The organism is Pseudomonas sp. P5_B2, from assembly GCF_056400445.1.
Window position 1 is genome coordinate 1 of sequence record NZ_JBFULH010000631.1, and the last position, 2,285, is coordinate 2,285.

The window sequence follows — 2,285 nt, forward strand, 5'->3', positions numbered from 1 at the left end:
GCGTCACGCTGTCCAGGCGTTCGCCGGCCTGGTTGGCGATGCCGACGCTGCTTTCGCTCTGGCGCCGGCTGTCGGTCATGATGCTCACCGCTTCGCGGGCGCCGACTTGCAGTTCCTCGATCATCTTCTGCACTTGCTGCGCCGAATCCTGAGTGCGGTGGGCGAGGTTGCGCACCTCATCCGCTACCACGGCAAAACCGCGACCGGCTTCACCGGCACGAGCCGCTTCAATGGCCGCGTTCAGCGCCAGCAAGTTGGTCTGTTGGGAGATGCTGGTGATCACCTCCAGAATCTGCCCAATGTTGACGGTGTTGCTGTTGAGCGTTTCGATGTTGCCGCACGAGTCGCTGATCTTCGCCGACAGCTGCTGCATCGCCGCGATAGTTTTATCTACAACTTGCTGGCCGTCTTCCGCCAGGGAGCGAGCATCGCTGGAGTGCTGAGAGGCGAGGGCGGCGTTCTGGGCGATTTCCTGGGCGGCGGCACCCAGTTCGTTGATCGCTGCGGCAACGCTGCTGGTGCGCGAGGCTTGCTGGTCGGAGTTGAACATCGACGAGTTCGACGCGGCCACGACGCGCAGCGCCACTTCGTTGACTTGGCCGGTGGCCGAGGCAACTTCGCGAATCGAGGTGTGAATGCGCTCTACAAAACGGTTGAACGAGGTGCCCAGCGCGCCGAATTCGTCCTGACCGTGGATGGTCAGGCGTTTGGTCAGGTCACCTTCACCTTCGGCGATGTCATGCATCGCGCGGCCCATGGTCAGCAGCGGCTGCATCAGGACGCTGATCAACATGCCCAGCAACGCGATGATGATCACCACCGCAATGACCATGGCGATGATCGCCGAAGTGCGGAATTCGCTAAGCATCGAGAACGCGGTGTCCTGATCCAGCACCAGCGCCACGTACCAGTCCGCGGAGGGCACGCCATTGACGCGGGTGAAGGAGATGAACTGGGTCTTGCCATCGAGCTCGACTTCTTTCATGCCCGGGCTGACTTTCGGTGCGCTGCTCGGGTAGGCGTCTGCCAGGCCTTTGAGCACCAGTTTGCTGTCGGGGTGAATCAGGATCTTGCCGTCGGCGCTGACGATGAACGCATGACCGTGGCCGCCGAAGTTCAGCGAGTTGATGATGGCGCTGACGCTGGACAGGTCGATGTCCGCACCGGCGACGCCAATCATTTGGTCCTGATACTTCACGGGTGTGGCAACCGTGATCACCAGTTTGCCGGAAGACGCTGCGATGTACGGTTCGGTGACGATGGTCTGTTGCGCGCTGTTCGCTGCCTTGTACCAGCCACGGGCGCGAGGGTCGTAGTCGGCGGCACGATTGCCGGCGGGGATCGAGAACATCACACCGTCAGTGCCGCCGAAATAGCTCAACTGGAAGTTGCTGGTGTAGGCCGGCAGGTCGATGGCGCGTTTCAGGCTGGCCTGTGCGCTGCCGTCCACGGCGATCTGCTGGGACAACGATTGCAGCAACTGGATGCGGCTTTCCAGCCAGGTCTGGATGTTGTTGGTGGTCAGGCTGCCGAGTTCCTGCATCGAGGTTTCGGTACTGCTGCGCAGAGTCTGGCGCTGGCGGTAGTCGTTGAACAGGATAAAGCAGGCGAAGGCAACGGCGACCACGAGGGCGGCTGCCAGCAGGATCTTGTGGCTGAATTTCATGTTTCTGGTCATTAAATGCACTACCGCGGAGGGGCTTGTCAGCGAGGGGCGTCAATTGCCACAGACGAGGGCTTTACRCTGCTTCTATGTCGACAGGGCTGCGCCAAAGATGAGGCGTCTTATTAAAAAACTGACGAAATATTCCAAGGCGCAGGAAAGTGACTGATTTTTCGAAAAAAGGCAGACGAGCGGCCTGAGAAATAGCTCGGTGGTCGGGGAACCAGATGGGGGTTTTCTCTTCTAAGGTTCTGCTTGGCAGCCATGCCATTCCCCTTCGTCCCAGGAGTTTCACCATGTCGCTGCGATCTATCGCCTTGCTGTCGTTCTGCGTGTTGTTGGCCGCGTGCGGCAAGGTCAATCAGGAAAACTACTCGAAGCTATCGACCGGCATGCCTAAGGCCGAGGTCGAAACGTTGCTGGGTAAGCCTGCTGATTGCTCGGGCGCGCTGGGTATGTCTAGCTGCACCTGGGGCGACAAAAACAGCTTTATCAGCGTGCAGTATGCCGGTGACAAAGTATTGATGTTTTCTGGCCAAGGCCTGAAGTAAACCGGGGCGTTGCGCCCACGGGAGAAAAACAATGAAGCGGTTATTACTTGTACTTTTTGCCGGCCTGGTAT

2 protein-coding genes and 1 pseudogene are annotated in these 2,285 nt (G+C 59.3%); 1 reads left to right on the forward strand and 2 read right to left on the reverse strand.

Features of this window, described 5'->3' with window-relative positions:
* Both AC1DRJ_RS24945 and AC1DRJ_RS24950 read right to left on the reverse strand, forming a co-directional pair.
* A partial coding sequence (locus tag AC1DRJ_RS24945) for a methyl-accepting chemotaxis protein (protein ID WP_477804511.1) occupies positions 1-550 on the reverse strand: 550 nt, incomplete at its 3' end.
* 141 nt (positions 551-691) lie between these two features.
* Positions 692-1,678 (reverse strand): annotated as a pseudogene (locus AC1DRJ_RS24950) (cache domain-containing protein); the annotation flags it as partial.
* A 281-nt stretch (positions 1,679-1,959) separates the two neighbouring features.
* Between AC1DRJ_RS24950 and AC1DRJ_RS24955 the strand changes: the two are divergent.
* The gene (locus AC1DRJ_RS24955) at positions 1,960-2,214 is read left to right on the forward strand and encodes a hypothetical protein (protein WP_477804510.1); all 255 of its coding nucleotides are present in this window, start codon (positions 1,960-1,962) and stop codon (positions 2,212-2,214) included.
* Positions 2,215-2,285 lie beyond the last annotated feature (71 nt).